The 18,268-nt window shown below is 73.2% G+C and carries 18 protein-coding genes; 14 read left to right on the forward strand and 4 right to left on the reverse strand.

The genetic code is table 11. The annotated features are described in order from the left end of the window. Positions 1 to 2: 2 nt before the first annotated feature. Positions 3 to 971 carry an ATP-binding cassette domain-containing protein gene (locus JX575_RS02420; protein ID WP_186340412.1) on the reverse strand — a complete coding sequence of 323 codons (969 nt, stop codon included), beginning with the start codon at positions 969 to 971 and terminating at the stop codon, positions 3 to 5. A 30-nt stretch (positions 972 to 1,001) separates the two neighbouring features. Between JX575_RS02420 and JX575_RS02425 the strand changes: the two genes are divergently transcribed. The 3 genes from JX575_RS02425 (at position 1,002) to JX575_RS02435 (ending at position 3,471) form a co-directional block, all read left to right on the forward strand. After that, positions 1,002 to 1,700: an ABC transporter permease gene (locus JX575_RS02425; protein ID WP_186340098.1), complete on the forward strand. Its 699-nt coding sequence runs from the start codon at positions 1,002 to 1,004 to the stop codon at positions 1,698 to 1,700. Further along, the gene (locus tag JX575_RS02430; RefSeq protein WP_186340099.1) at positions 1,700 to 2,458 is read left to right on the forward strand and encodes an ABC transporter permease subunit; all 759 of its coding nucleotides are present in this window, start codon (positions 1,700 to 1,702) and stop codon (positions 2,456 to 2,458) included. The genes JX575_RS02425 and JX575_RS02430 overlap by 1 nt, the downstream gene beginning before the upstream one ends. A 65-nt stretch (positions 2,459 to 2,523) precedes the next feature. Beyond that, the gene (locus JX575_RS02435) at positions 2,524 to 3,471 is read left to right on the forward strand and encodes a glycine betaine ABC transporter substrate-binding protein (protein ID WP_186340100.1); all 948 of its coding nucleotides are present in this window, start codon (positions 2,524 to 2,526) and stop codon (positions 3,469 to 3,471) included. A gap of 24 nt (positions 3,472 to 3,495) precedes the next feature. Here the strand turns inward: JX575_RS02435 and JX575_RS02440 are convergent, their stop codons facing one another. Both JX575_RS02440 and JX575_RS02445 read right to left on the reverse strand, forming a co-directional pair. Continuing rightward, positions 3,496 to 4,107, reverse strand: coding sequence for a hypothetical protein (locus JX575_RS02440; RefSeq protein ID WP_241005304.1), 612 nt, complete (start codon positions 4,105 to 4,107; stop codon positions 3,496 to 3,498). A 125-nt stretch (positions 4,108 to 4,232) separates the two neighbouring features. After that, positions 4,233 to 5,342, reverse strand: coding sequence for a glycosyltransferase family 2 protein (locus tag JX575_RS02445; protein WP_186340101.1), 1,110 nt, complete (start codon positions 5,340 to 5,342; stop codon positions 4,233 to 4,235). A gap of 46 nt (positions 5,343 to 5,388) precedes the next feature. Here JX575_RS02445 and JX575_RS02450 point away from each other — a divergent pair, with 46 nt between their 5' ends. The 10 genes from JX575_RS02450 to JX575_RS02495 all read left to right on the forward strand — a co-directional run bounded on the left by JX575_RS02450 (position 5,389) and on the right by JX575_RS02495 (position 16,443). Beyond that, a complete protein-coding gene (locus tag JX575_RS02450; protein WP_241005305.1) occupies positions 5,389 to 6,486 on the forward strand; it encodes a sulfotransferase family protein in 1,098 nt (365 codons plus the stop codon). Then, positions 6,483 to 7,433, forward strand: a complete 951-nt coding sequence (locus tag JX575_RS02455; RefSeq protein WP_186340102.1) for a glycosyltransferase — start codon at positions 6,483 to 6,485, stop codon at positions 7,431 to 7,433. The genes JX575_RS02450 and JX575_RS02455 overlap by 4 nt, the downstream gene beginning before the upstream one ends. A gap of 137 nt (positions 7,434 to 7,570) precedes the next feature. Next, positions 7,571 to 8,497 (forward strand): DUF2520 domain-containing protein, encoded by a 927-nt coding sequence (locus JX575_RS02460; RefSeq protein ID WP_186340103.1) that lies wholly within the window; start codon positions 7,571 to 7,573, stop codon positions 8,495 to 8,497. Continuing rightward, entirely contained in the window at positions 8,494 to 9,420 is a 927-nt protein-coding gene (panC, locus tag JX575_RS02465) for a pantoate--beta-alanine ligase (RefSeq protein ID WP_186340104.1), read from the forward strand. Before JX575_RS02460 ends, panC begins: the two co-directional genes overlap by 4 nt. 11 nt (positions 9,421 to 9,431) lie before the next feature. Then, on the forward strand, positions 9,432 to 9,848 hold the full coding sequence (panD, locus tag JX575_RS02470) for an aspartate 1-decarboxylase (protein ID WP_186340105.1): 417 nt from the start codon (positions 9,432 to 9,434) through the stop codon (positions 9,846 to 9,848). Positions 9,849 to 9,868: 20 nt separating this feature from the next. Next, on the forward strand, positions 9,869 to 11,566 hold the full coding sequence (locus JX575_RS02475; protein ID WP_186340106.1) for an L-aspartate oxidase: 1,698 nt from the start codon (positions 9,869 to 9,871) through the stop codon (positions 11,564 to 11,566). Next, on the forward strand, positions 11,563 to 12,492 hold the full coding sequence (gene nadC / locus JX575_RS02480) for a carboxylating nicotinate-nucleotide diphosphorylase (protein ID WP_186340107.1): 930 nt from the start codon (positions 11,563 to 11,565) through the stop codon (positions 12,490 to 12,492). The genes JX575_RS02475 and nadC overlap by 4 nt, the downstream gene beginning before the upstream one ends. Further along, a complete protein-coding gene (locus JX575_RS02485; RefSeq protein ID WP_186340108.1) occupies positions 12,489 to 13,259 on the forward strand; it encodes a type III pantothenate kinase in 771 nt (256 codons plus the stop codon). The genes nadC and JX575_RS02485 overlap by 4 nt, the downstream gene beginning before the upstream one ends. Before the next feature lie 100 nt (positions 13,260 to 13,359). Then, the gene (locus JX575_RS02490; RefSeq protein ID WP_186340109.1) at positions 13,360 to 13,695 is read left to right on the forward strand and encodes an Lsr2 family protein; all 336 of its coding nucleotides are present in this window, start codon (positions 13,360 to 13,362) and stop codon (positions 13,693 to 13,695) included. A 168-nt stretch (positions 13,696 to 13,863) separates the two neighbouring features. Continuing rightward, the gene (locus tag JX575_RS02495) at positions 13,864 to 16,443 is read left to right on the forward strand and encodes an ATP-dependent Clp protease ATP-binding subunit (RefSeq protein ID WP_186340110.1); all 2,580 of its coding nucleotides are present in this window, start codon (positions 13,864 to 13,866) and stop codon (positions 16,441 to 16,443) included. Between the two features lie 29 nt (positions 16,444 to 16,472). Here the strand turns inward: JX575_RS02495 and JX575_RS02500 are convergent, their stop codons facing one another. Further along, positions 16,473 to 17,351 carry an A/G-specific adenine glycosylase gene (locus JX575_RS02500; RefSeq protein ID WP_186340111.1) on the reverse strand — a complete coding sequence of 293 codons (879 nt, stop codon included), beginning with the start codon at positions 17,349 to 17,351 and terminating at the stop codon, positions 16,473 to 16,475. Positions 17,352 to 17,418: 67 nt separating this feature from the next. Here JX575_RS02500 and JX575_RS02505 point away from each other — a divergent pair, with 67 nt between their 5' ends. Beyond that, positions 17,419 to 18,255, forward strand: a complete 837-nt coding sequence (locus JX575_RS02505) for a hypothetical protein (RefSeq protein WP_186340112.1) — start codon at positions 17,419 to 17,421, stop codon at positions 18,253 to 18,255. Positions 18,256 to 18,268 lie beyond the last annotated feature (13 nt).

An 18,268-nucleotide genomic window follows, 5' to 3' on the forward strand; every position in this document is an offset into this window, starting at 1 on the left:
GGTCAGCTCGACGGGCCGCGCAGCGACTGGCGCAACGCCCGGTGCACCCCGGCCGGGGTGAGCACCCCGACGAACGTCGCGCCGCGCCGCACGCCGATCATCGGCTTGTCGTCGCGCAGCATCGCGGCGAGCGCCTCCTCGAGCGAGGAGTCGAGGTCGATGGCCGAGCCGAGGTCGCCGGTCGCGACCCCGTGGATCGGCTCGAGGTGCTCGACGGTCAGCCGGGTCACGGTGAGGGTGCGGATGCCGCCGGCGCCCACGAAGTCGGCCACCTGCTCGTCGGCCGGGTGGGCGAGCAGCTCGCCGGGGGTGGCGTACTGGGCGAGCCGGCCGCCCGCGGCGAAGACGGCCACCCGGTCGCCCATCCGGATCGCCTCGTCGATGGCGTGGGTCACCAGCACGACCGTCTTGCCCAGCTCGGCCTGGAGCCGCCGGAACTCGTCCTGCAGGCGGCCGCGCACCACGGGGTCGACGGCGCCGAACGGCTCGTCCATCAGCAGCACGGGCGGGTCGGCGGCGAGCGCGCGGGCGACGCCGACGCGCTGGCGCTGGCCGCCGGACAGCTCGTGGGGGTAGCGGCGGGCGTACTGCTCGGGGTCGAGGCCGACGGTGGCGAGGAGCTCGTGGGCGCGCTCGCGGGCGGTCGCCCTGGACTCGCCGTAGAGCAGCGGCACCGTCATCACGTTCTGCTCGATGCGCTGGTGGGGGAACAGGCCGATCTGCTGGATGACGTAGCCGATGCCGCGGCGCAGCTGGACGGGGTCGGCGTCGGTGACGTCGCGGCCGTCGAGCCAGATGCGGCCGGTGGTGGGCTCGATCAGCCGGTTGATCATCTTGAGCGTCGTGGACTTGCCGCAGCCCGACGGCCCGACCAGGCAGACCATCTCGCCGCGGGCCACGTCGAGGTCGAGCTCGTGGACGGCCACGGTGCCGTCGGGGTAGGTCTTGCCCACGCCTTCGAGCCGGATCATCGACTCGCCGCCCCGTGTAGCGTCCATGCGGTGACCATACTGGCCGCGGCCGACTCGGGGCCGAGCTGTTACAGCCGCTTCGTCAACGAGTGGTTCTGCTGGCAGTACGTCGAGGACCGTCACGCCCAGATCACCGACGCGCTGGTCGAGCACGTCGCCATCACCCTCGCCGCGCTCGCCCTCGGCATCGCCATCGCCGTGCCGCTGGCGCTGCTCGCCCGGCGGCTGCCCCGCCTGGAGTCGCTGGTGCTGGGCGTCAGCACCGGCGTCTACACCGTGCCCTCGCTCGCGCTGCTGCCGCTGCTGGTGCCGTTCACCGGGCTCTCGGCGGCCACGGTCGTGATCGGGCTCGGGCTCTACGCGCTCACCATCTTGGTCCGGGCCCTCCTCGACGGGCTGCGCTCGGTGCCCGACGACGTGCGGGAGGCGGCCACGGGACTGGGCTACGGGCGGGCGCGGATGCTCACCCGCATCGAGATGCCCCTCGCCCTGCCGGTGGTGATGGCCGGCCTGCGGGTGGCGGCCGTGTCGACGGTCGCGCTCACCACGGTCGGCACGCTGGTGTCCTACGGCGGGCTCGGCGACCTGATCTCCCACGGCGTGCAGCGCGACTTCCGCGCCGAGCTGTTGACCGCCGCGGTGCTGTGCGTCGTGCTGGCCGTCGTGCTCGACGCGGTGCTCGTCGTGGTGCAGCGCGTGCTGACGCCGTGGACGGCGGGGGCCCGCTGATGGAGCTCTTCGCCGACACCTGGCACTACCTCCTCGACCCCGCGAGCTGGACCGGCTCGGGCGGCCTCGTCGCCCGCCTGCTCGAGCAGCTGCTGCTCACCGCCACGGCCCTCGTCGCCGCCATGCTGCTCGGCCTGCCCCTCGCCCTGTGGCTCGGCCACCTCGGCAAGGGCGGCTTCCTCGCCGTCAACATCTCCAACGTGGGGCGCGCCGTGCCGACGTTCGCGCTCCTCGCCCTCCTGGTCGCCGCCGACTGGCCCGGCTCCGCCGACTTCGGCCCCTACGGCCGGGCCGGGCTCGCCACCCTCATCGCGCTCGTGCTCTTCGCCCTCCCGCCCCTCATCACCAACGGCTACGTCGGGATGCGCGAGGTGCCCTCCGACGTGCAGGAGGCGGCCGACGGCATGGGCATGTCGCGCCTGCAGCGCTTCTGGCGCGTCGAGCTGCCGCTGGCGCTGCCGGTGGTGGCCTCCGGCGTGCGGCTCGCACTCGTCCAGGTGTGGGCCACGGCCACGATCGCGGCGCTGGTCGCCGGCCCCGGGCTGGGACGCATCATCACCGAGGGGTTCGCGCGCAACGACTACGCCCAGGGCATGGCGGGCGCGGTGGTGGTCGCGCTCGTCGCCCTCCTGCTCGAGCTCGCCGCGGCCGGCGTCCAGCGTGCCGCCGACCCGATGTCGCGCGCCTCGTCACCCAATCGTGATGACGCCCCGTCGGTGGCCTCGACTACGGTGACAGAGGCTCCCACCGGGAGCTGAGCCGACCCGCTCGCACGACCGGACACGCGTGGCTCTCGGCCACGGGACACAGAAGGTAGAACGACATGCACGCACGACGTCCGCTGCTGGCGGTGACCGCTCTTGCCCTGACCGCTCTCCTCGTCGGGTGCGCCGGCGACGACCTCGCCGCGGAGGACGACGCGCCGACCTCGGGCTCCGGCGGGGGCGAGGGCACGTCCGTCGTGATCGGCAGCCAGAGCTTCGACGAGGCCGCGCTCGTGACCGCGATGTACCAGCAGGTGCTCGAGTCGCAGGGCTACGACGTCGAGACCCGCCTGGTCGACACCCGCCCGGTCTACCTCAACGAGATGCCCGACTCCGTCCAGATCGCCCCGGAGTACGTCGCCGGCATCGTCGACCAGCTCAACACCGACGCCAACGGCCCCGACGCCAAGCCGCTGTCGACGAGCGACGCGCAGGAGACGATCGACGCGGGCGCCACGCTGCTCGAGGACAAGGGCATCACCCTGCTCGAGCCGTCGGAGGCGTTCTCGGCCAACGGCTACTTCGCCAGCCAGGAGTTCTCCGACGACCAGGGCGTCACCAAGCTCTCCGACCTCGAGGGCGAGGCGGTGACCCTGGCCGCCGCGCCCGACTGCAAGGGCCGCACCGACTGCGAGAAGGGCCTCGTCGACACCTACGGCATCGACATCACCCTCGAGCCGCTCGGCTACGCCTCCACCGAGACGTTCCAGGCGGTGCTCGACGGGGAGGCGCAGCTCGGCCAGACCAGCACCCTCGACGGCACCTTGGAGGAGCAGGGCCTGCTGCTGCTCGAGGACGACTTGGGCATCCAGCCCGCGCAGAACCTCGTCCCGGCGGTGTCGACGGAGTTCCTGGCCGACAACCCCGATGTCGAGGGCGCGCTCGACGACCTGATGGCCGCGCTCGACAACGACACCCTCGGCGAGCTGCTGGTCAGCGTCCAGGTCGACCGCGAGCAGCCGGACGACGTGGCCAAGGAGTTCCTGGAGTCCGAGGGCCTGATCTGACCCTCCTGCGGGTTGCAGGACTGGCTACAGGGTGCTCAACCACGGATGGCCGGGGTGCGCGATCGCCAGAGCGCTCCTCAGCCATGCGCGGCGCTCCGGCTCCAGCAGGTCTCGGCAGGCATCGAAGTCGGCCTGGTCCTTGGCGCGCAGGCCCGGAGCCTTGTGCAGCAGCTGGATCTCGGGCCTCAGGTACGAGATGCCGTCACGCACCCACAGGATGTCGTCGAACGGGAGAGTGATGCGGGCGTCGCGCTTGTAGGTCCACGTCGTCGAGCTCGCGTCCATGAGGATGACGTCGTACTCCCACGGCGACGCGCCGTCGGGGCGCAGCCACAGGTTCCCGCAGGACTCCATCAACGGATCGGTCGGGGTCAGCATCGGTCGCAACGCGCCCTTCGCCGCCTGCCAGACGTCCAGTCGCCCCGTCAGGTGCCGCTTCAGCGCAGCGACGTCGGCGCGCGGGATGCTGGGGTCCAGATCGCCGTGGGGGCGCGGGACGCCCGTGAACACCTCGATGGCCCACCCGCCCGCGATCCACCAGCGGCCGGTGTACCCCTCCAACAGCTCGGCTGCGTCCTGGGGGGACCGGGCTCGCCAGGGGCCGTAGAGGCGGACCGCCTCGTCATGGTCGATCATCCGGTGCAGGCTAGTCGCCGGGCGCGGTGGCCGTGCGGCGCACGGATCTGCTGTGCGACTGCCTGGGCCCGCGCCGATGTGCAGGTGAGCGTCCCGGTCGAACGCGTGGACCGACGCCCCGGTGCTCAGACCTCGTGCGGTCGCAGCGCGAGCGCCTCGGGCGGCACGGTGGTCTCGTCGAGCACCGAGTGCGGCACCGACAGCCGCCACGCGCCCGTTGCGACGTCCTGCACGCGCGGGGCGGGACCGTCGAGCCGCGCGACCCACTCCATGAGGGCCGTGACGTCGGCGCGGCGGTCCTGCTCGACGAGCCAGCCGGCCAGCCGGTGCACGGGCGGCAGGCCGCTGTGCACCAGCGACCGGCGCCCCCACAGCTCCAGCACGCCGGAGCGCAGCAGCCGCCACCACTCCGGGGTGCACCCGGGCACGAGCAGGAAGTAGCGCCACAGGTCGCCGGCCAGCACCCGGTCGACGAAGACCGCCTCGACCTCCGGCGAGCCGTGGGCGCGCACCGAGGCCAGCGACATCCGCTTGGTCTCCCACCGGTCGGCGAGGTCCTGCAGCGACGCCGCCCGCGTCTGGGTGATCGACCCCTCGCGGATCCGCCAGCGGTAGACCACCTCGTCCAGCACGTCGAAGCTGCCGTCGAGGAACGAGCGGGTGGTGGTCGGCTGGTCCTCGTAGCGCGTGCCCTCGGGCCACGACAGGCCGGCTGCGTCCCAGAAGGAGCGGCGCCAGACCTTGTTCCAGGCGAAGACGTCGCCGAGGATCTCGGGCCGCTCCTCGATCCGGGCGCCGCGCAGCGGCCGGTGCAGCCGGCGCATCCACGGCGGCTCGACCAGGGCGTCGTCCTCCCAGCGCACGATCGAGCCGGTCGCGAAGTCCGAGCCCGACCCGGCGAGCGCGCCGAGCAGGTCGGCGTACGCCGTGGGCGGCAGCACGTCGTCGGAGTCGAGGAAGGCGAGGAAGTCGCCGCGGACGTGCTGCACGCCGAGGTTGCGGGCGGCGCCCAGGCCGCCGTTGGCCGAGTGCACGACGGTGATGCGCCGGTCGCGGCGGGCCCACTCGTCGGCGATCTCGCCCGTGCGGTCGGTCGCGCCGTCGTCGACGACCACCGCCTCCCAGCGCGTGTGCGTCTGGGCGAGCAGGGAGCGGACGCAGTCGTCGAGGTAGTCCTCCACGCCCCACGCCGGGACCACCACGCCGAGCAGGGGAGCGCGGGAGAAGAGCCTCATACGGCCGGACCCTAGGACATCGCCCCTCGCCGGTAGGCTGCCCGCCGTGACCGAGCAGCCCAGAGCGATCGACGAGATGAACCCCGACGGTGTGCCGCGCAAGGTCCTCTTCGTCGCGGGCGCCGGCCGCAGCGGCACCAGCACGCTGGCCGGCATCGTGTCCCGGCTGGGCATGCACGTGCCGCTGCCCGAGGTGCCGCCCGACGACTCCAACCCGCGCGGCTTCAGCGAGCCGCAGTGGGTCGTCGACGTGCACGACGAGTGGCTGCGCGAGTCGCTGGTGCAGGTCAGCGACAGCCGGCCCGAGGCGTGGTTCGACACCGGGCGCATCTGCAGCCGCGAGCCCGCGCGGATCCGGGTCACCGAGTGGCTCGAGCCGCACTTCGAGCACCACCCCGAGCTGGTCGTCAAGGACCCGCGGCTGAGCTGGTTCCTCGGCCTGTGGCGCGTCGCCGCGATCCGCACCGGAGCCACGCCGGTCTTCGCCACCATGCTGCGCCCGCCCGCCGAGGTGGTCGGCTCCAAGCAGAAGTACTACGCCAACAAGCTCGGCTCGGCGCACCTGGCCGCCAGCTGGGTCAACATGCTGCTGCACACCGAGCGCGCCACCCGTCCGGCCGAGGGCGACGGCGGCCGCGTGTTCGTGCGCTACGAGGACCTGCTCAGCGACTGGGTGCGCACCACGACGGCGCTCGGCCACGCCCTCGACCTGCAGACGATCATCCACACCCGCAGCGACCAGATCCGCGAGGTGCACCGCTTCATCGACCCCACCCTGCGCCGGGTCACCGCCACGCTCGACGACCTCGCGCTGCCCCGGCGCCTGCACGAGCTGACCGGGCAGACGTGGGAGGAGCTCAACAAGCTGGCCGACGAGGGCGGCGACACCGCCGACGCGCACGCCACCTTCGATCAGCTGCGCGCCGCCTACGTCGACCTCTACGAGGAGTCCGCGGCCATCAGCCGCTCCACCGCCGAGCACGCCCGCATCCAGGCCCGCCGCCGGGCGCTGCACGAGGCCGCCGAGGCGGGCGGGTCGCGCTCGCTCGCCGACCGCGTGCCGCACGACGTACGCGCCGCGATCCCGCCGTCGGTGCGTCGCGGGGTGCGCCGGGCGCTCGGGCGCACCCGGGACGAGCAGTGACCGTCCCGATCGGCTCCGGGCACGGCCTGACCAACCTCGAGGGCCACACCGACTTCGACCTCGTCTGGCCGTGGAACCGGCCGGGCGGGCTGCGGCCCGGCGCGACCGCGGTGCTGCGCGTCAAGAACGAGGCGCCCGGCCTCCGCTTCGTGCTGCCGCCGCTGCTGCGGGCCTGCGACCACGTGCTGCTGGTGGACAACGGGTCCGACGACGGCACCGGCGAGGAGGCGCTGCGCGTCGCGGCCGAGCACGGGCTCGCCGACCGCTTCACCCTGGAGCACTACCCCTTCCAGGTCGCGCGGGCCGGAGCCGAGCACCTCTCCGTCAACGAGCGCTCGGTGCACTCGCTGGCCTACTTCTACAACTGGTGCTTCTCCCACGTGCGCACCCGCTACTCCTGGAAGTGGGACGGCGACATGGTGCTCACCACCGAGGGCGAGGTCTCGATGGCCGACCTGTCGTGGCAGGTGGGCACGGCCGAGGCGGTCATCCGCGTGCCGCGGCACGGGCTCTACATCGAGTCCGACCAGGTGGCCTACCTCGACCTCGGCCTGCGCAACATCGAGGAGTGGGGCTTCCCGATGAGCCCCGACTACGTCTACACCAAGGCCCCGGAGTGGGAGATCCGCACGACGCCCGACCGCATCGAGTCGTTCGCGCTGCCGCAGGGGCTGTGCGTCGAGCTCAAGTGGCTCGACGGCGACGAGTTCGCCCACTGGACCGACCCCGAGTCGTTCGCCACCTCCATCCGCAATCGCCGCAAGCGCCGTGAGTGGCTGGTCTGGAACGCCCTGCACGAGGGCCGCGTGCCCGAGGGCGTCGTGCGGATCGAGGCGCCGGCGGGGATCCACGTGGTCGACCACGTCACCCACGAGTGGCTCCCGCGCGCGCCGCGCCCGTTCGTCGTCGACGACCCCGACCACGCCAAGCTGCACCTGCGCGCCTGAGACCTACTCACGGGTAGCCATTTCCGTGGCACTCGTCACGCGTGCTGGCCGTTCCGCCGCTGGATCCACGGGCGTACGCTCGCCGTGATCGCAGTAGATCGGTACCCCTCACGGGACTGAAACGAAGAGGTCGCCCCATGACGCACGACCCTGTCCTCCGCCCGGTGCACCGGGTCGGGGTGATCGGCGCGGGACGCGTCGGCGCCGTCCTGGCCGCCGCCCTCCGCTCCGCCGGCCACGAGGTCGTCGCCGCCGCGGGCGAGTCCGACGCCTCCCGCCGTCGCATCCACGACCTGCTGCCGGGGGTCGCCGTCGCCAAGCCGACCGACGTCGCCCGAGCCAGCGACCTGCTGCTGCTCACCGTGCCCGACGACATGCTGTCCAACGTGGTGACCATGCTCGTGGCGAGCGGCGCCGTCCGCGAGGGACAGGTCGTGGCGCACACCAGCGGCCGCCACGGCCTCGCCGTGCTCGAGCCCGCCAGGCTGGTCGGTGCCCGCACCATCGCCCTCCACCCCGCCATGACCTTCACCGGCACCGAGGTCGACCTGCCCCGGCTGGCGGGCTGCGTCTTCGGCGTCACCGCCGGCGCGGACGACCGCGCCCTCACCGAGTCGATCGTCGCCGACCTCGGCGGACGCGCGATGTGGGTGCCCGAGGAGCGCCGCACGCTCTACCACGCGGGCCTCGCGCACGGGGCCAACCACCTCGTCACGCTGGTGGCGGAGGCGATGGAGATCCTCTCCGCCGCCGGGGCCGACGACCCGGCCGCGACCCTGCGGCCGCTGCTCACCGCCGCGCTCGACAACGCCCTCGAGGACGGCGACGCCGCCCTGACCGGGCCGATCGTGCGCGGCGACGTGGAGACCGTCCGCGCGCACCTCGCCGACCTCCGCGCCACCGCCCCTCAGACGCTCACGTCCTACCTCGCCATGGCCCACGCCACCCTCGACCGTGCGGTCACCGACGGCCGGCTGCTGCCCATCCGTGCGGCGAAGATGCTGCGCGTCCTCGACGACGCAGCCGTCCCGGGCGCCGAAGCCCCCCACCACCAGCCTCGATGACCACGATCCCCTCACTCGCGTCGACGCGCGAGGAGCTGGCCGGCCTGCTCGCGCGTGCCCGTCGAGAAGGCCGACGGGTGGCCTTCGTCCCCACCATGGGCGCCCTGCACGACGGCCACGCCAGCCTGATGCGTACGGCGCGGGCCGCCACGGACGGTCCCGTCGTGGTCAGCATCTTCGTCAACCCGATGCAGTTCTCCCCGACCGAGGACCTCGACCGCTACCCCCGCACGCTCGATGCCGACCTCGAGGTCTGCGCCGCGGAGGGCGTCGACGTCGTCTTCGCGCCCGGCGTGGAGGAGATGTATCCGGGCGGCTTCAGCCACGACTCGGTCCACGACGGCGTCACCGTCGCGCCCGGGACGCTGGCCACGATCCTCGACGGCGCCTCCCGCCCCGGCCACTTCGACGGCGTGCTGACGGTCGTGGCCAAGCTCTTCGGCCTGGTCCGCCCCGACGTCGCGGTGTTCGGCCAGAAGGACTACCAGCAGCTCGTGCTCGTGCGCCGGATGGTGCGCGACCTGGCAATGGGCATCGACGTGGTCGGGGCCGAGACGGTGCGCGAGCCCGACGGCCTGGCCCTCTCCAGCCGCAACCGCTACCTCGACGCCCGCGAGCGGCAGGCCGCCACCGCCCTCAGCCGGGCGCTCCTCGCCGCCCGGGCCCGCGCACCGTACGGCGTGCCTGCCGCGCGCTGGGCCGCGATGTCGGTCCTGAAGGCCGAGCCCGGGCTCGAGCTCGACTACCTCGCCCTGACCTCGCCCGACCTCGGTGAGCCGCCGGAGATGGGCGAGGGCCGGATCCTGGTCGCCGCCCGCATCGGCACCACCCGGCTGATCGACAACATGGCCATCACGTTCGACCGGGTCGCCGACGGCGGCCCTGCGGCGGGGACCGCGTCCGCGGCCTCGACCACCACCTGAAGGAGCGCCACGTGCTGCGCACGATGATGAAGTCCAAGATCCACCGCGCCACGGTCACCCAGGCCGACCTCCACTACGTCGGCTCGGTGACCGTCGACGAGGACCTGCTCGACGCCGCCGACCTGCTGCCGGGCGAGCTCGTCCACATCGTCGACGTCACCAACGGCGCCCGCCTGGAGACCTACACGATCGCCGGCGAGCGCGGCTCGGGAGTCGTCGGCATCAACGGGGCCGCGGCCCGGCTGGTGCACCCCGGCGACACCGTGATCCTCATCGGCTACGGGCAGATGGACACGGCCGAGGCGAAGGGGCTCGTGCCCCATGTGGTCTTCGTCGACGCCGACAACGCGATCGTGGCCACCGGCCACGACCCGGCCGAGACGTTCGGCGACCCGTCGCTGGGCCGCGGCGACACGATCGTCGCCTGACCAGCCGATAGCCTGCGCCGATGACCTCCCGCCGGCCGGTCCCGGGCCGCCTCCGCGCCCCGGCGCCGGGCTGGACGACCCGCGCCGACGTCGTCGTGGTCGGCTCCGGCATCGCGGGGCTCACCGCCGCTCTCCGCATCCACGCCGCCGACCCGGCGCTGCGCCTGCTCGTGGTGACCAAGGACGTCCTCGCGGCCGGGTCGACCCAGTGGGCCCAGGGCGGGATCGCCGCCGCGCTCGGCCCGGGGGACACTCCCGACCAGCACGAGCGCGACACCCTCGTCGCCGGGGCCGGCGCGTGCGACGCCGACGCCGTGCGCGTCCTGGTCACCGAGGGCCCCGCGGCCGTCCACGAGCTGATCGCGCTCGGCACCCGCTTCGACCACCATCCCGGCGGCGAGCTCTCGCTGACCCGCGAGGGCGGCCACCACCGCGACCGGATCGCCCACGCCGGCGGCGACGCCACGGGCGCGGAGATCCAGCGCGCCCTGATCGCCGCCGTCGAGCGCGCCCCGGCGATCGAGGTCGTCCCGCACGCGCTCGCGGTCGACCTGCTGCGCGCCGCCGACGGCGGCGTCGCCGGCCTGACCCTGCACGTCCTCGGCGAGGGCCAGCACGACGGCGTGGGGGCCGTCCTCTGCCGTGCCGTCGTGCTCGCCTCCGGCGGCCTGGGCCAGGTCTTCAGCCAGTCCACCAACCCCAGCGTGGCCACCGGCGACGGGATGGCGCTCGCGATGCGCGCGGGTGCCCGGCTGCGCGACCTGGAGTTCGTCCAGTTCCACCCCACCGTCATGTGGCTCGGCCCCGACTCCCAGGGCCAGCAGCCGCTGGTCTCCGAGGCGGTGCGCGGCGAGGGGGCGTTCCTGGTCGACGTCGACGGCGTGCGCTTCATGGCGGGCCAGCACGAGCTGGCCGACCTCGCGCCCCGCGACGTGGTCGCCAAGGCGATCACCCGCCGGATGATCGAGACCGGCCGCCCGCACGTGTGGCTCGACGCCCGCCACCTCGGCGCCGCGTTCTGGCAGAGCCGCTTCCCGACCATCCTCGGTGTGTGCCGCGACCACGGGGTCGACCCGGTCACCGAGCTGATCCCCGTGGCGCCCGCCCAGCACTACGCCTCCGGCGGCGTCGCGACCGACCTGTGGGGGCGTACGTCCGTCCCCGGGCTCTACGCCACCGGCGAGGTCGCCTGCTCCGGCGTGCACGGCGCCAACCGGCTGGCGTCCAACTCCCTGCTCGAGGGCCTGGTGTTCTCCCGCCGCATCGCCGACGTGCTGCCCGGCGAGCTGCGCGAGGGGGCCGATCCGGCGCCCGACGAGCGGCCGGCCGGCCTGGTCCCGGGCGAGCGCCGCCGAGCCCTGCAGGAGACGATGACGAGCCGCGTCGGGGTGCTGCGCCACGCCGCCGGCCTGGCCGAGGCGCTGACCCTGCTCGGCTCGCTGGACGACGGCGAGGCCGAGGTCGGCCCGCCCGCCTGGGAGACCACCAACCTGCTCACCGTCAGCACCGCGCTCGCCGAGGCCGCTGCGGTGCGCGCCGAGACCCGCGGCTCGCACTGGCGCGAGGACCACCCCGACCGCGACGACACCCGCGCCGGCCACGTCGACGCGTGGCTCGACCCCGACGGTCGCGTCGCGGTCGAGTGGACGGCGGCACCCTCCACCGATCCCTCCACCGTCCCCCCGACCGTTCCCCACCCCGCGGAGGTGCCGGCATGACCCGCCTCGACGACGTGCCCGCCGAGGTGCTCGACGACCTGCGCGCCGCCGGGCTCGACCCGAAGCACGTCTGGGACGTCGTGGCCCGGGCTCTCGCCGAGGACCTGCCCGACCCGCGGGCCGACGACCCGACCAGCTCCTCGACGATCCCGCTCGACGCGCGTGGCGAGGCGGTGTTCGCGGCGCGTGAGCCGGGGGTCGTCGCCGGGCTCGGCGTCGCCGCCGTCGCGTTCGCCGCCGTGGGCGCCGACGCCACGATCACCGGGCGGCTCCCCGACGGCGCGCGGGTGGCGAAGGGCGACGTCGTGATGCGCGTCCAGGGCCTGACGCAGCGGATGCTCGTCGCCGAGCGCACGGCGCTCAACCTCGCCTGCCACCTCTCGGGCATCGCCACGGCGACGGCCCGCTGGGTCGACGCGCTCGAGGGGTCCCCGACCCGGGTGCTCGACACCCGCAAGACGCTGCCCGGCCTGCGCACGCTGCAGAAGTACGCCGTGCGCTGCGGTGGCGGGGTCAACCACCGCTCGAGCCTGCAGGACATGGCGATGGTCAAGGACAACCACGTCGTCGCGGCCGGGGGCGTGCTGCCCGCGCTCGAGGCCATCCGCGGCCGCCACCCCGGCCTGCCCGTGGAGGTCGAGGTCACCACGCTCGACCAGCTCGAGGAGCTGCTCGCGCTGCCCGAGCCGCCCGAGCGGGTCCTGCTCGACAACATGGGCGACGACCTGATGGCCGAGGCCGTGCGCCGCACGGCGGGGCGGGTGCCGCTGGAGGCGAGCGGCGGCATCACGCTCGAGCGGGCCGCCCGCATCGGCGCGACCGGCGTCGACTTCGTCTCGGTGGGGGCGCTCACCCACTCGGTCGTCGTCCTCGACATCGGCATGGACCTCCTGCCGGCCCCGACTCCCGCGGAGGTGCTGCCATGACGCTGCTCGCCGTCGACATCGGCAACAGCCACACGTGCGTCGGCCTCCTCGACGGCGAGGAGGTCACCGCGCACTGGCGGGTCAACACCGACGAGCGCCGCACCGCCGACGAGTGGTCGGTGCTGCTGCGCGGGCTGGTCGCCGAGCGGATCCACGACGTCGACGGCGTGGCCGTGTGCGCCACCGTGCCCGCCGTGCTGCACGAGTGGCGCGAGATGCTCGAGCGCCACTTCGGCGACGTCCGTGCCATCGTCGTCGAGCCCGGCGTGCGCACCGGCATCCCGGTCCTGATGGACAACCCCCGCGAGGTCGGTACCGACCGGATCGTCAACTCGCTGGCCGCCGCGACGCTCTACGGCGGCCCGGCGATCGTGGTCGACTTCGGCACCGCGACGACGTTCGACGTGGTCAACGCCAAGGGCCAGTACGTCGGCGGCGCGATCTCGCCGGGCATCGAGATCTCGCTCGAGGCGCTGGGCCGCCGCGGCGCGCAGCTGCGCAAGGTCGAGCTCGCCAGGCCGCGGTCGGTCATCGCCAAGAACACCGTCGAGGCGCTGCAGAGCGGGATGGTCTTCGGGGTCGCGGCGCAGGTGGAGGGCCTGGTGGCGCGGATGGTCGCCGAGCTCGGGGTCGCATCCGAGGACGTCACCGTGATCTCCACCGGGCACCTGGCCGCGCTGCTCGTCGAGGACTGCGGCTGTTTCACCGTGCATTCCCCGTGGCTCACCCTCCAGGGATTGCGATTGGTGTTCGAACGCAATTCCTGAATTGCGACGTCAGGAATTGCCTGCTCCTTTTGCGCCCGCTCGCGTTGTGCTGCCAGACTGTTCTTTGTCCGTAATTCAGGTAAAGGAAGAGGAATCGGCCATGGCGCAAAAGGTAAACATCGTGCTCGTCGACGACCTCGACGGCACCGAGGCCACCGAGACCGTCTCCTTCGGCCTCGACGGCACCACCTACGAGATCGACCTCAACGACGCCAACGCCGCCGCGCTCCGTGAGGCCCTGAGCGGCTACGTGGGCCACGCCCGCAAGGTGGCCGGCGGCGGCCGACGCACCCGCCGCTCGTCGGGCGGGTCCGCCTCGTCGTCGTCCTCGAACACCAAGGACGTGCGCGAGTGGGCCAAGGCGCAGGGCATGGAGGTCTCCGAGCGCGGCCGGATCTCCGCCGACGTGCAGCAGGCCTACGACGCCGCCCACTGAGGCGGACCACCCCGCGCGGCGGGCGGCGACGCTCGCGGCCCGTTCGCTGTGAGCGGACGGGCTCGTCGCTGGGGTGGGAACACGTAGGCTGATGTCGGGCGTTGAGCCCAGTGTCCGCACCCCGGCCCCGTGCCGGACCCGCGGACCCGCAGACGTAGAGGAGCGCACATGTTCGAGCGGTTCACCGACCGAGCCCGGCGAGTTGTCGTGCTGGCCCAGGAAGAGGCCCGCATGCTCTCCCACAACTACATCGGGACCGAGCACATCCTGCTCGGCCTCATCCACGAGGGCGAGGGTGTCGCTGCCAAGGCGCTCGAGTCCCTCGACATCTCCCTGGAGGCCGTGCGCGCCCAGGTCGAGGAGATCATCGGCCAGGGCCAGCAGGCCCCGTCCGGCCACATCCCGTTCACCCCGCGCGCCAAGAAGGTGCTCGAGCTCTCGCTGCGCGAGGCGCTCCAGCTCGGCCACTCCTACATCGGCACCGAGCACATCCTGCTCGGCCTGATCCGCGAGGGCGAGGGCGTCGCCGCCCAGGTGCTGCAGAAGCTCGGCGCCGACCTCAACCGGGTGCGCCAGCAGGTCATCCAGCTGCTCAGCGGCTTCCAGGGCAAGGAGTCGGCCGCGGCCGGCGCCCAGACGTCCGGATCGGGCGGCGAGGCCCCGTCGAGCTCGCTGGTGCTCGACCAGTTCGGCCAGAACCTCACCCAGGCCGCGCGCGAGGGCAAGCTCGACCCCGTCATCGGGCGCGAGCAGGAGATCGAGCGCGTCATGCAGATCCTGTCGCGCCGCACGAAGAACAACCCCGTCCTCATCGGCGAGCCGGGCGTCGGCAAGACCACCATCGTGGCCGGCCTCGCCCAGGACATCGTCAAGGGCAACGTGCCCGAGACGCTCAAGGACAAGCAGATCTACACGCTCGACCTCGGCGCCCTGGTCGCCGGCTCGCGTTACCGCGGTGACTTCGAGGAGCGCCTCAAGAAGGTGCTCAAGGAGATCCGCACCCGCGGCGACATCGTGCTGTTCATCGACGAGATCCACACCCTCGTCGGCGCCGGCGCGGCCGAGGGCGCGATCGACGCCGCCAGCATCCTCAAGCCGATGCTGGCCCGCGGCGAGCTGCAGACCATCGGTGCCACGACGCTCGACGAGTACCGCAAGTACCTCGAGAAGGACGCCGCGCTCGAGCGCCGCTTCCAGCCGATCCAGGTGCAGGAGCCCTCGATCGCGCACACCATCGAGATGCTCAAGGGCCTGCGCGACCGCTACGAGGCGCACCACCGCGTGACCATCACCGACGAGGCGCTGGTCTCCGCCGCGACGCTGGCCGATCGCTACATCTCCGACCGGTTCCTGCCGGACAAGGCGATCGACCTCATCGACGAGGCCGGCTCGCGCCTGCGCATCCGCCGGATGACCGCGCCGCCGGACCTGCGCGAGTACGACGAGAAGATCGGCGACGTGCGCCAGCGCAAGGAGGCCGCCATCGACGGGCAGGACTTCGAGGCCGCGGCCCGCCTGCGCGACGAGGAGAAGCAGCTCTCCGCCCGCCGTGCCGAGCGCGAGAAGCAGTGGCGTGCCGGCGACCTTGACGAGATCGCCGAGGTCGACGAGGAGCTGATCGCCGAGGTCCTGGCCGTGGCCACGGGCATCCCGATCGTCAAGCTCTCCGAGGAGGAGTCCACCCGCCTGCTCAAGATGGAGGACGAGCTCCACAAGCGCGTCATCGGGCAGGAGGAGGCCGTCAGGGCACTCTCCCGCGCGATCCGTCGTACGCGCGCCGGGCTCAAGGACCCCAAGCGCCCCGGTGGCTCGTTCATCTTCGCCGGCCCCTCGGGCGTCGGCAAGACGTGGCTGTCGAAGACGCTGGCGGAGTTCCTCTTCGGCGACGAGGACGCGCTCATCCAGCTCGACATGAGCGAGTTCTCCGAGAAGCACACGGTGTCGCGACTGTTCGGCTCGCCTCCCGGCTACGTCGGCTACGAGGAGGGCGGCCAGCTCACCGAGAAGGTGCGCCGCAAGCCGTTCTCCGTGGTGCTGTTCGACGAGGTCGAGAAGGCCCACCCCGACATCTTCAACAGCCTGTTGCAGATCCTCGAGGAGGGTCGCCTGACGGACTCGCAGGGTCGCGTCGTCGACTTCAAGAACACCGTCATCATCATGACGACCAACCTCGGCTCGCGCGACATCGCCAAGAGCGTCAACCTCGGCTTCGGTGCCGTCGGCGCCGACGCTGCCGGCTCCTACGAGCGGATGAAGAGCAAGGTGTCGGAGGAGCTCAAGCAGCACTTCCGCCCCGAGTTCCTCAACCGCGTCGACGAGATCGTCGTCTTCCCGCCGCTGTCGCAGGAGCAGATCGTGGCGATGGTCGACAACATGATCGCCGCCGTGGAGCTGCGCATGAAGGACCGCGACATGTCCCTCGAGCTCACCGACCCCGCGAAGGCGCTGCTGGCCGAGCGCGGCTTCGACCCGGTGCTCGGTGCCCGCCCGCTGCGGCGCACGGTGCAGCGCGAGATCGAGGACGTCCTCGCCGAGAAGATGCTCTTCGGCGAGGTCGGCCCGGGCCAGATCGTGCTGGTCGACGTCGAGGGCGAGGGCCCGCAGGCGACGTTCACCTTCCGCGGCCAGAAGAACTCCACCGTGCCCGACATGCCCCCGCTGGAGACGGTCGACGCCGAGGGCTCGCCGGTCGTCGGGCCCGACGACACGGAGGGTCCCACCGACGTGCCGAAGGCCAACGAGGCCTGACCCACGGGGCTGCGAGCAGCCTCACCTGATCACCCCGGGAGCGCCCAACGCCCCGGGGTGATCTGCGTCAGGAGGCCGTCGGCGACCAGACCGGCCAGGCAGCGCTCGCGCTGCTCGGCGTCCGGCCAGGCCGCCTCGACCTGCGCGACTCCCACGGAGTCGGCCTCGCGGGCCAGGGCCAGGATCCGGCCGCGGCACTGCCGGTCGGTGCCCGCCCAGGCCTGCCCGCGCCGCGGCGGCCCGTCGTACGCCGGGAAGCCGGCCGCGCGCCACCGGCACTCGGCCGCGATGGGGCAGACGTCGCACGAGGGCTGGCGCGCAGTGCACACGAGCGCGCCGAGCTCCATCGTCGCCACCGCCCACGTGGCGGCCGTCGCCTCGTCTTCGTGGAGCAGGGCCGTGGCCATGTCCCGCTCGCGGCGGGTGGGCGCGGGCGCCGGCAGCTCGGTGCCGTCGACGGCGCGAGCCAGCACTCGGCGCACGTTGGTGTCGAGCACGACGTGGCGCCGACCGAAGGCGAAGCTGGCGATCGCCGCGGCGGTGTAGTCGCCCACGCCGGGCAGGGCGAGCAGGTCGTCGTAGCCGGCCGGCACCTCGCCGTCGTGGCGCTCGACGATGGCAGTCGCGGCGGCGTGCAGGCGCAGGGCGCGGCGCGGGTAGCCCAGCCGGCCCCACATCCGCACCGCCTCGCCGGTGGGCTCGGCGGCGAGCGCGGCCGGGGTCGGCCACCGCTCCAGCCACGCCGCGTGCACGGGCAGGACGCGCGCCACCGGCGTCTGCTGCAGCATGAACTCGCTGACCATCACCGACCAGGGCGTGGCGGCCGCCCCGCGCCACGGCAGCTCGCGCGCGTGGTCGTCGTACCAGTCGAGCACGGCGTCGTGCAGCGCGCTGCCGGGAACTGTCATCGTCGCGATCGTAGGTGAGCCGGTGCGCCTCCACCGCCACGGGGCCGCGACTCCCTAGCCTGTGGGCATGCCGCCGACCGTACGACCGCGTGGGCCGCTCCCGGCCCGGGTCTACTGGACCCGACGTCTCGTCGTGCTCGGCATCCCCTTGGTGCTCGTCGTCGTGCTCGCGCGCGTGCTCGGCGGCTCCTCCGACGCCCAGGACGACGCCGCGGGGCAGGCGACCCGGGCCAGCGCGACCGCGTCGACCACGCCCGCCCCGACCGCCGGCCCGACCGTGGCGGTCGGCCCCGGCACGAAGGGACGCAAGGGCAAGAAGGGCAAGAAGGGCGGCAAGGGCACGGACGGCGCCACGACGACCGAGGAGGTCGCGCCCACGGAGCCGGTCCTGGCCGAGCCCACCGGTCCGTGCACCGAGTCCGACATCGTCGCCACCCCGGCCATCACCTCGGCCGCCGGCGGCTCGGACATCCCGATCACCCTCAACCTGCGCACCGTCGTGGCCGAGGCCTGCACGTGGCAGGCCTCGCCGGAGACGGTGGTGGTCACCATCACCTCGGGCAGCGACTACATCTGGAGCAGCCGCGAGTGCCCCGTGTCGATCCCTCCGCAGGACGTGGTGGTCCGCCAGGCCGTCGACGCCCCGGTGGTGGTCACGTGGTCGGCGCGGCGCTCCGACGAGGGGTGCACCAAGTTCACCGACTGGGCCGTCCCCGGCTTCTACCACGTGCAGGCCGCGGCGCTCGGCGGTGACGCCACCGACGTCCAGTTCGAGCTCACCGCCCCCCAGCCCGGCGTGATCACCAAGACCGCCGAGCCGGAGAAGCAGGGCGGCAAGGGCAAGAAGAACGGCGACACCTCCCACACCCCCGGCGAGGACGGCGCGGGCAACTCCGCCGGCTGACCGTTTTTGGGGC

Origin of the sequence: Nocardioides sp. zg-1228 (assembly GCF_017086465.1) — a bacterium.
GTDB lineage: Bacteria > Actinomycetota > Actinomycetes > Propionibacteriales > Nocardioidaceae > Nocardioides.

Bases quoted from the DNA above. Each gene is read 5' to 3' on its own strand.
- panC (WP_186340104.1), top strand. From the start codon at position 8,494: ATGACCACGATCCCCTCACTCGCGTCGACGCGCGAGGAGCTGGCCGGC.
- JX575_RS02420 (WP_186340412.1), bottom strand. From the start codon at position 971: ATGATCCGGCTCGAAGGCGTGGGCAAGACCTACCCCGACGGCACCGTG.
- JX575_RS02500 (WP_186340111.1), bottom strand. From the start codon at position 17,351: ATGACAGTTCCCGGCAGCGCGCTGCACGACGCCGTGCTCGACTGGTAC.
- JX575_RS02485 (WP_186340108.1), top strand. From the start codon at position 12,489: ATGACGCTGCTCGCCGTCGACATCGGCAACAGCCACACGTGCGTCGGC.
- JX575_RS02475 (WP_186340106.1), top strand. From the start codon at position 9,869: ATGACCTCCCGCCGGCCGGTCCCGGGCCGCCTCCGCGCCCCGGCGCCG.
- JX575_RS02505 (WP_186340112.1), top strand. From the start codon at position 17,419: ATGCCGCCGACCGTACGACCGCGTGGGCCGCTCCCGGCCCGGGTCTAC.
- JX575_RS02435 (WP_186340100.1), top strand. From the start codon at position 2,524: ATGCACGCACGACGTCCGCTGCTGGCGGTGACCGCTCTTGCCCTGACC.
- JX575_RS02445 (WP_186340101.1), bottom strand. From the start codon at position 5,342: ATGAGGCTCTTCTCCCGCGCTCCCCTGCTCGGCGTGGTGGTCCCGGCG.
- JX575_RS02495 (WP_186340110.1), top strand. From the start codon at position 13,864: ATGTTCGAGCGGTTCACCGACCGAGCCCGGCGAGTTGTCGTGCTGGCC.
- nadC (WP_186340107.1), top strand. From the start codon at position 11,563: ATGACCCGCCTCGACGACGTGCCCGCCGAGGTGCTCGACGACCTGCGC.
- JX575_RS02430 (WP_186340099.1), top strand. From the start codon at position 1,700: ATGGAGCTCTTCGCCGACACCTGGCACTACCTCCTCGACCCCGCGAGC.
- JX575_RS02440 (WP_241005304.1), bottom strand. From the start codon at position 4,107: ATGATCGACCATGACGAGGCGGTCCGCCTCTACGGCCCCTGGCGAGCC.
- JX575_RS02460 (WP_186340103.1), top strand. From the start codon at position 7,571: ATGACGCACGACCCTGTCCTCCGCCCGGTGCACCGGGTCGGGGTGATC.
- JX575_RS02490 (WP_186340109.1), top strand. From the start codon at position 13,360: ATGGCGCAAAAGGTAAACATCGTGCTCGTCGACGACCTCGACGGCACC.